Genomic DNA, 8,365 nt, shown 5'->3' with positions numbered 1-8,365 from the left:
ATTCGTCCCCCAATACATATTGCGATACGGTGACACGAGTTGAGGCTACCTGCAATGAAAAATATAATAATATTAGAACATTACATATGATCGTACCTGTTTTTGATACTATATGATGTAGTGTGATATAAAAGTTATGTGCCTCTCCTGAGCACCAAATCCCACGATAACGTATTAATTGTTCTCAGTTTACTTGTCCTAACTGTGCGGGTGAAGGACATGGCGTATGACAATTCGGTCCTCTTTTTCGTTCAACGAGAACGGCATCTACTACTTTATAGGCGGATTCCTCGGGGTCTCCTGAAACACTACTAACGAGGACCGCGCGCTGGTAAATGGCTCGGTCCAGACATTGATCCGTAAGGATGGGGATGAAGTCGAAACCGTTCTGAGCCAATTGAACGAATGTCTGACAGACTCTGGCAATATGGTTGGTAGATTCACACTAGAACCTGATCTTTCCGGCAATAGTCGGACTGTGCGAACTGCCTGATACAAAGCCGAGCGCACGGACTAGAATGAAGCGGTTTCCTACTTGAGACGAGCAATGGGCTTTCAAGTTGAATGCTTGCCCTAAGTAATCAACCTTCGAAGATCCCCTCAGAATTGGCCAAGTAGCGAATGCACCTGTTTTGAAAACCAGTGATTTAAGTCTAAGGGCTTCATGGCCACTTTTGACGCCGTTGTGACGCCACCCGTAGCGGAGTTTTCTTTCAAGACGTCCGTCTTGATACTGCCCACATGACCTAACCAATTGACTAGGCAGAGTTTGTGTTTCTTATCTTGGGCACCGTATCCTCCACATAGTTGAGAATTGGTATTCCCGCGTGCGTATGACGGAGACGCCTGGTCTTTTTGTTCAGGATCTGCATTCCAGCTCGTTCATTTCGGCGTTTCTGGTTTTTGACTGTCGCCTGACACGCTGGTCGAACGCGGGAAATAAACTTGGACCAGAGTTGACACCAAATCTTGCACTTGTTTCGTCCCCTATAAGCTGAGCGTATCTGACCCATGTTCGGAACACAAAAACATCGCGCAGACTGATTATTGACTTGTTGTTTGTCTGCCGCCCAGGTTTCGCAAGCTTCAGATCCCGGAAATAATTCTTTTCATCTGCAGCCCAGCCTTGCGGAGTCTTAAACGGCTTCTGCTCATCCGAACCTTCGTATTTGAAATCAGGATATTCCTGTCCGAATTCGGAACACCCGTGCGAGATTTTTGCGGGCAGACCACAGATCGCATGCTTGGTTTTCAAGTCGTCAAAAGCAGCAAGACAGCTTTTAGCTTCGGCAAGGCTCTGACAATAAATATAACCCTTGTAGGGATACTTTATGCCACTCCTCAGCTCTATCATGCATTTTCGTGAGTTGTCGTTCGGCAGGTCGAGGTTGAGTAGCAGAAAATAAGCCAGAAAAAGATCATCCAGATTCTCGGGCAAAATCTGAACTTTGAAACAATCGTGGCACAAGCTCGGGATAACTTTGGTTTCTTTGAAGAATTTCAAACGCACGTCGCAATGCGTATGCTGACCATTGATGGTCAAGACCCGACCAGAGAACATCTGGGCCACAGGGACAACCTGAGTAATACCCAAGGTTTCCAGAATACTCATCCACTGAAGGTAGGCATCGCCGTATACTCTGCGGTCCAACATGCCCAATCGCCAATCAAACCCCAAAGATTCATTTATCCGGCTTTGGGCCGTTCCGAATGCGCCAAAAGCTGTCGTGAATCCTCGGGGTGTTTCCAACAGATTCACAAGCCGCCGGACACTGGCACCATCATCTGGTTTAATCGCAACCCATTGTTCAAGCTGCCTAACTTGCGCGTCGACGGACATCACACCTCTCCTGAAACAGAGAAACTCTCTGCCAGCAAGGTGATCGCCCTCATCACGCCTGTCGTCAACTCAAATGCGCAAGAACCGGCAGTTTGTGCCGGTTCTTGACCTTTTTTGATCAGGACACCGCTTGTTCCGCTACGATTTCGCCAAATCGGGTGAAGAATTTGCCCGACAGCTTTTTGGCCGTTCCTGCAATCAGACGGCTGCCAAGCTGGGCGATCTTGCCGCCGACATCGACCTTCGCGGTGTAGGCCAGAATTGTCTCAGCCCCGTCCTCGGTCAACGTGACCTCGGCGCCACCTTTGGCGAAACCAGCCGCTCCGCCCTTGCCTTCTCCGGTCAAAGAAAATCCACTGGGAGCGTTGGAATTGTCTAATGTGACCTGCCCGGCAAATTTCGCTTTGACCGGACCGATTTTCAGGACCACCTTGGCCTCAAGATCCTCGGGCGAGTTCTGGATCAATTCTTCACAACCCGGAATGCACTCCTGCAATATCTCGGGCGTATTCAGCGCTTTGTAAACCACGTCGCGCGGGGCTGCGATGCGGATTTCGTCACTCAGTTCCATTCACGTTTCCTCTGTTCAACAGCATTTCGGAAAAACCAGAAGGGCAGTTTCCGTTGCCTGTTCCGGTGTTTGTTTCGGGCGCTCGGGCCACAGGCGCTTAAGCAAGTTTTTCATCCTGAGAAACCTCCGTCGATTTGTCCGTGTTTCGCCACATCACGATCTCGGCCAGGATTGACAGGGCGATTTCGTGCGGATCTATAGCATGAATGTCCAGCCCGGCAGGGGATTTCAGACGCGCCGCGCGGGCTGGATCCAGACCCTGACCAATCAGCTTTTCCGTGAGTGTTTCGGCTTTGCGGCGGCTGGCCACCATCGACACCCGCGCGGCTTGCGTGTTCAGCGCGGCCCCAAGGGCTGCGCCGTCTCCTTGACCTTGCGAGGCCACGACAACAAAGTCGCGCGCCTCGATACCCAAGTCTTCGACCGTCTCGGGCGTGCTGCTCGTCACCCTAAACCCGGCGAGCGTCCCGTGTTCGCCCAGCGCCTTGGCAATCAACGAGGTGCCAAAGATCACCAATCTTGGCGCGTGCTGATACGGTTCAACCAGCAAATCCACCGTCCCGCCCGAGGGGCAGCCGCTTTTGAAGGTTTGCACGCCATCCGGGTCCGTCATGTCGACCACCTTGTCCGAGGGTTTCACGCGGATCATCTGCGGCGCACCGCTGACCAGCGCTTGTATCGCTGAACTGCGCACCGCGCGCTGCACACAGGCACCGCCCAGATGACCCAATATCCGCCCGTCGCGCGCAATCGCCGCCTTCCCCCCGGCCTTGGCCGAGGTTGCATCCGCTGTGCGCAGCACCGTGGCGACGCAGAAAGGCTCACCGGTTCGGCGCAGGGTTTCGATCGTGTCGAATATGTCGAAATTTGCCATATCAGACTCCTTTCACAACTTGCGAAACTGCGGCTCAAGCGCTGCCAGCGCCTCGAGTGTGTTGGCAGGCAAGTGCGCGTCCAAATGGGGTTCGGCCGCCTGCATCGCCGCTGCGATGGGTTGGTAGTCTTTCCATCCCTTCAACGGGTTCAACCAGACGATGCGCCGTGACTTGCGCCGGATGCGCGCCAGAACTGCGCTCAGCGCCTGCGGATCCGAACTGCAATAGCCGTCCGACAGGATCAGAACGATGGTCCGCCCGTTCAAAGCACGCGCGCCATAGCCGTTCAGAAAGCTTTCCAAGCTACCCGAAATGTCGGTGCCGCCGCCGAACCCCTCGGCCATCAAGGATAGCCGCCCAGCTGCACGGATCGAGTCGTGATCACGAAGGGCGTCCGTCACCCGCATCAGGCGCGTGTGAAACAGATAAGCATCCGCTTCAGTCCCGCTACCGATCAGACCTTTGAGAAAGGCCAGAAACACCCGCGAATAAACAGTCATCGACCCGCTGACATCACACAGCGCTACGATCCGCATCGGACGCGGCGGCTTGGCGCGGCGATACAAATCAATCGGCTCACCCCCTCGTGCAAGACTTGCCCGTTGTATCCTCCGCATATCCAACGTAGCGCCCCGCAACGCTTGCTTTCTGCGACGCGACCGCCGATCACGAATGGCACGTGCCAACATCAAGGCCGCCTTTTCAGCCTGTTTTAGAGCCTCGTCATCCATCAACTCGCGCAGGTCCCTGCGTGACAGGTTGACTGTGCGTGTCGCAATCAACTTGCCATCAGTCCCCTCGGCATCGCCTTCGCCCTGATCGGCAGAACCCTCTTGCTCTGCGCTTTCCGCACCCTGTTCGTCGGAATGCGCGGCATCCTGCCAAATCATGGGTTTGGCAGATTGCACCCTCACGTGGCTCGTTTGTGCGACCCCTTCTCGCTGCTTTCCAACGTTGAACCAATATGCATCGAACAAATCGTCAAAACGGCGCCAATCCTCGGCGTCGCTCGCCAGCAACACACATAGCGCCCGGCGGGCCTGATCCGCATCCGTCGCCGTGATCTGAGACAATGCAGACAACGCATCCGCGGTCTCACCCGGACCAACTCGAAGCCCGTTCGACCGCAAATGCGCGATGAACCCAGACATCCGATCTGCCAACCCATCAGCCCGAGAAGGAAACCGCGTGACCTGCATCACGCCACCTTTCCGATCAGCCGGTCCATCACCTCGGGCGGAGCCGCGTCATAGTCCGCAGCCGTCTTCAACAAACATACAAGCGTCGCCTGCACAGCATCGCGCGATTGCGCCATGTCGTTGACGCCCAAACCTGACAGGGCTGCAGCCCAGTCCAGCATCTCTGCAATGCCCGGCGTCTTTTCCAAATCTTCTTTGCGTAACGCCTGTACGACCCCAATGATCTGCCGCGCCAGCACGCCTTCAACCTCGGGCATCCGCGCCCGAAGGATCGCCATTTCAACCTCTTTCGAGGGGTAATCAAGGAAACTGTAAAGACACCGCCGACGTAAGGCGTCCGATAAATCACGCGTCCCATTGGCGGTCAGGATCACAATGGGCCGAGTCGTCGCTTCGACCGTCCCAAGCTCGGGGATGGTGATCTGAAAGTCGGACAGGATTTCCAGCAAATAAGCTTCGAATTCCTCATCCGCCCGATCAATCTCATCAATCAACAAAACAGGAGGAATATCCTGAGAAATAGCCTCTAATAAAGGCCTTTTCAGCAAATACGCATCGGAAAACAACTGCGCCTCGCCAACCCCTCCCTGCGCCTCCGACGCCCGGATCGCAAGCAGTTGCCGCTGATAATTCCACTCATAAATCGCATGGCTGGCATCCAGCCCTTCATAGCACTGCAAGCGTATCAAACGCGCCTCACGCGACGCTGCCACAGCCTTGGCCACCTCGGTCTTACCCACCCCGGCCGGACCTTCCAGCAACAAGGGCCGCCCCAAAGTCTGCGCCAGATGCAGCGCCATCGCCAACCGATCATCAGCAACATAGCCTTGCGCGGCCAATCCGTTCTGCACATCACTCAAAGTCAAAACCAGGATCCATTCTTCATCTGGCAAAAAATACCTCGGGGGAGGTTCGGAGGGGGCTGGCCCCCTCCGTTCGGTCGGATCGGCCAAGCCGATCCGAACCCAATCACTCATGCATCCCCAGCCCATTGGCAATCTTCCAGATGCGCCAGTGGTCATGCGGCATATGGCTCTGCACCAACCCAAAGGGCCGGAACGCATCATGCACCGCGTTCGAGAAACAGGGCACACCACCCACATTGGGGCTTTCCCCAACACCCTTCGCACCAATCGGATGATGCGGGGACGGCGTCACCGTATAGTCGGTGATATAGTTCGGTGTCTCCCACGCGGTCGGCAGGAAGAAATCCATCAGCGTGCCAGTCTTAACGTTACCCATCTCGTCATAGGCAATCTCTTGACCCATCGCGATGGCCAACGCTTCGGTCACGCCACCATGAACCTGCCCGTCGATGATCATCGGGTTGATCCGCGTGCCGCAATCATCCAACGCATAGAACTTCCGGACATCCCATTCGCCAGTATCCACGTCGATCTCCATGACGCAGATATAGGCCCCGAACGGATAGGTCATGTTCGGCGGATCATAGTAGCTGACCGCCTCCAAACCGGGCTCCAGACCGGGGATTGCCTGATTATAGGCGGCGAAGGCGATCTCCTTCATCGTCTTGAACCGCTCAGGCGCGCCCTTGACCGAGAACCGATCCACGTCCCATTCGACATCGTCATCATGGACTTCCAGCAGATAGGCCGCAATCATCTGCGCCTTGGCGCGGATCTTACGCGCGGCCATTGCCGTTGCAGCACCGGCCACAGGAGTGGACCGAGACCCGTAAGTCCCCAGACCATAGGGTGCTGTGTCGGTGTCGCCTTCCTCCAGCGTTATGTCATCAGCAGGCAAACCGATCTCACTGGCGATGATCTGCGCAAAGGTAGTGGCATGACCCTGACCCTGAGAGATTGTCCCCAGCCGTGCGATAGCCGACCCGGTTGGGTGAATGCGGATTTCGCACGAGTCGAACATACCCAGCCCGAGGATATCGCAGTTCTTCACCGGGCCAGCGCCAACGATTTCGGTGAAATGCGTCAGACCAATGCCCAGCAGCTTGCGAGTCTTACCGGCTTTGAACTCCTCGACCCGTTGCGCCTGTTCCGCCCGCAGACCCTCGTAGTCGACCGCCTTCAATGCCTTGTCCCAAGCGGTGTGATAATCACCCGAGTCGTATTCCCAGCCCAGTGCCGACTGATAGGGGAACTGGTCGGCCTTGATGAAGTTGATCCGGCGCAGCTCGGCCGCGTCCATGTTCAGCTTGATGGCTAGAACCTCGATCATCCGTTCGATGAAATAGGCCGCCTCGGTCACACGGAAGGAACAGCGATAGGCTACCCCGCCGGGAGCCTTGTTGGTATAGACCCCATCCACGGCCAGATAGGCGGTCGGGATGTCGTAGGATCCGGTGCAGATGTTCATGAACCCAGCCGGGAATTTGGTCGGGTCCGCACAGGCGTCAAAGCCGCCGTGATCCGCCGTCGTGTGACACCACAGACCGGTGATCTTACCGTCCGTCGTTGCCGCGATTTTGCCCTGCATCCAGTAGTCGCGGGCAAAGGCGGTGGACATAAGGTTCTCCATCCGGTCCTCGACCCATTTCACCGGCTTGCCGGTGACAATCGAGGCCACAACCGAGCAAACATACCCTGCATAGGCCCCAACCTTGTTACCAAAGCCGCCGCCGATATCGGGACTGATGACGCGGATATTGTGCTCGGCAATGCCCGAGATCAGCGACACAACAGTTCGGATCGCGTGCGGGGCTTGGAACGTACCGTAGAGCGTCAGCTTGCCGGTCACTTTGTCCATGCTCGCGACCGACCCGCAGGTCTCCAGCGGGCAAGGATGGGTGCGGTGGTAATAGACCATCTCTTCAGCCACCACATCGGCCTCGGCCAGAATAGCCTCCGTCGCGTCTTTGTCGCCCTGTTCCCAGGTGAAGATGTGGTTGTGATGCTTGCGCGGCCCGTGCGCACCTTCGGTCTGACCCTCAAGGTCTTCACGCAGGACCACATCGGATTTCAGCGCCTCGAACGGGTCGGTCAGAACAGGAAGTTCCTCGTATTCAACCTCGACCAGTTCCGCAGCATCCGCCGCGATATAGCGATCCTCGGCCACAACGAAAGCGACTTCCTGACCTTGGAACAGCACTTTGCCATCGGCCAGCACCATCTGTTTATCGCCTGCCAGTGTCGGCATCCAATGCAGGCCCAGCGGCGACAAGTCTTCGGCAGTCAGAACAGCGATCACGCCGGGCAGCGCCAGCGCGGCCTCTTTGTTCACGCTGACAACGCGGGCATGTGCGTAGGGGGAGCGCACAAAGTCGCCGAACAGCATGCCATCCAGCTTGATGTCATCGACATAATTGCCCTTGCCTTGGGTAAAGCGCACGTCCTCGACGCGTTTGCGCGAGCTGCCCATCCCTTTGAGGTTGGCTGCGCGTTCTTCGGGGGTCAGAGTTTGATCGTTCATTCCGCGGCCTCCTTCTGAGCGTTCAGCATGTCAGCCGAGGCCGAGATCGCCTTGACGATGTTCTGGTAGCCGGTGCAGCGGCAGAGGTTCCCAGCCATACCGAAACGAATTTCTTCCTCGGTCGGGTTCGGGTTTTCCTGCAGCAAGCGATGCGCGCGGGTGATCATGCCCGGCGTGCAGAAACCGCATTGCAGGCCATGATGTTCACGGAACATCTCCTGCAGCACACCAAGGCTGCCATCGTCGTTGGTAAGCCCTTCGACCGTTGTGATATCGGCACCGTTCACCTGCGCCACGAAGGTGGTGCAGGATTTGACGGACTTGCCATCGATATCAACGGTGCAAGCGCCGCAATGGCTGGTTTCGCATCCGATATGGGGGCCGGTGATTTTCAGATCTTCCCGCAGGAAGTGGATCAGCAACGTGCGCGGCTCGGCCAGACCTTCGACCTCTTTGCCGTTCACGGTGAGTTTGACGTGCATTTTTGACATGG

The 8,365-nt window shown here is 56.3% G+C and carries 7 protein-coding genes; all 7 read right to left on the bottom strand.

The genetic code is table 11. The features are described from left to right. Nucleotides 1-859 precede the first annotated feature (859 nt). Entirely contained in the window at nt 860-1,840 is a 981-nt protein-coding gene (locus tag GOW48_RS18140; protein ID WP_170755564.1) for a hypothetical protein, read from the bottom strand. Between the two features lie 118 nt (nt 1,841-1,958). Beyond that, nucleotides 1,959-2,411, bottom strand: coding sequence for a CoxG family protein (locus GOW48_RS18135; protein WP_170755563.1), 453 nt, complete (start codon nt 2,409-2,411; stop codon nt 1,959-1,961). Nucleotides 2,412-2,508: 97 nt separating this feature from the next. After that, nucleotides 2,509-3,285: an XdhC family protein gene (locus tag GOW48_RS18130; RefSeq protein ID WP_170355558.1), complete on the bottom strand. Its 777-nt coding sequence runs from the start codon at nt 3,283-3,285 to the stop codon at nt 2,509-2,511. A gap of 12 nt (nt 3,286-3,297) precedes the next feature. Further along, entirely contained in the window at nt 3,298-4,485 is a 1,188-nt protein-coding gene (locus GOW48_RS18125; protein WP_170755562.1) for a vWA domain-containing protein, read from the bottom strand. Further along, nucleotides 4,485-5,351, bottom strand: coding sequence for an AAA family ATPase (locus tag GOW48_RS18120; RefSeq protein ID WP_234899355.1), 867 nt, complete (start codon nt 5,349-5,351; stop codon nt 4,485-4,487). The genes GOW48_RS18125 and GOW48_RS18120 overlap by 1 nt, the downstream gene beginning before the upstream one ends. Before the next feature lie 103 nt (nt 5,352-5,454). Further along, nucleotides 5,455-7,872, bottom strand: a complete 2,418-nt coding sequence (locus GOW48_RS18115; protein WP_170755560.1) for an aerobic carbon-monoxide dehydrogenase large subunit — start codon at nt 7,870-7,872, stop codon at nt 5,455-5,457. Next, nucleotides 7,869-8,363 (bottom strand): (2Fe-2S)-binding protein, encoded by a 495-nt coding sequence (locus GOW48_RS18110; RefSeq protein ID WP_170355562.1) that lies wholly within the window; start codon nt 8,361-8,363, stop codon nt 7,869-7,871. Before GOW48_RS18110 ends, GOW48_RS18115 begins: the two co-directional genes overlap by 4 nt. Between the last annotated feature and the right edge of the window lie 2 nt (nt 8,364-8,365).

The sequence above is a fragment of the Ruegeria lacuscaerulensis genome, assembly GCF_013033355.1.
GTDB classification, from domain to species: domain Bacteria; phylum Pseudomonadota; class Alphaproteobacteria; order Rhodobacterales; family Rhodobacteraceae; genus Ruegeria; species Ruegeria lacuscaerulensis_A.
The sequence above is the reverse complement of the archived record's forward strand: the minus strand, read 5'-3'. Positions and strand labels throughout refer to the sequence as shown.

Bases quoted from the DNA above. Each gene is read 5' to 3' on its own strand.
- GOW48_RS18140 (WP_170755564.1), bottom strand. From the start codon at position 1,840: ATGTCCGTCGACGCGCAAGTTAGGCAGCTTGAACAATGGGTTGCGATT.
- GOW48_RS18135 (WP_170755563.1), bottom strand. From the start codon at position 2,411: ATGGAACTGAGTGACGAAATCCGCATCGCAGCCCCGCGCGACGTGGTT.
- GOW48_RS18130 (WP_170355558.1), bottom strand. From the start codon at position 3,285: ATGGCAAATTTCGACATATTCGACACGATCGAAACCCTGCGCCGAACC.
- GOW48_RS18125 (WP_170755562.1), bottom strand. From the start codon at position 4,485: ATGCAGGTCACGCGGTTTCCTTCTCGGGCTGATGGGTTGGCAGATCGG.
- GOW48_RS18115 (WP_170755560.1), bottom strand. From the start codon at position 7,872: ATGAACGATCAAACTCTGACCCCCGAAGAACGCGCAGCCAACCTCAAA.
- GOW48_RS18110 (WP_170355562.1), bottom strand. From the start codon at position 8,363: ATGTCAAAAATGCACGTCAAACTCACCGTGAACGGCAAAGAGGTCGAA.